This window comes from Curtobacterium sp. P97 (assembly GCF_023712445.1).
Taxonomy (GTDB): Bacteria; Actinomycetota; Actinomycetes; order Actinomycetales; family Microbacteriaceae; genus Curtobacterium.
In genome coordinates this window covers 1-432 of sequence record NZ_JAMAYF010000160.1, presented here as the reverse complement: position 1 = coordinate 432, position 432 = coordinate 1, and the positions used below count along the sequence as shown (strand labels likewise).

General features: G+C 75.0%; 1 protein-coding gene. It reads right to left on the bottom strand.

What is annotated here, in order from left to right:
* Positions 1-103 precede the first annotated feature (103 nt).
* Positions 104-313, bottom strand: coding sequence for a hypothetical protein (locus M3677_RS17445; protein WP_308201993.1), 210 nt, complete (start codon positions 311-313; stop codon positions 104-106).
* Between the last annotated feature and the right edge of the window lie 119 nt (positions 314-432).

The window sequence follows — 432 nt, the reverse complement described above, 5'->3', positions numbered from 1 at the left end:
CCTCGCTGGTGGTCGCGGCCTTCGCGCTGGCCCGGGTCGACCCCGACGGCGCCGTCCGGTCGCTCGACGTCGCCCTGGCCCAGGTCGCCGAGGCCCCGGTCGGCTAGAGCTCCCCGCGCACCAGCTCGGCGGCCGTAGCCAGGGCGCGCATCTTGCCCGCGGCCGACTCGCGCGGCAGGTACTTCAGGCCGCAGTCGCTGGAGAGCACCAGCTTCTCGATGTCGACGTGGTCCAGCGCCCGGCGCACCCGGTCGGCGACCTGCACCGGCGTCTCGACCTCGGGCGTCGAGAGGTCCAGCACGCCGAGCGCGATGCCCTTGCCGCGCAGCGGCTCCAGCGTCGCCGGTCCAGGTGCGACTGGGCGGTCTCCACCGAGATCGCGTTGGCCGTGACGTCGGCGAGCTCGGGCAGGAACGAGTAGCCGTCGGGGCG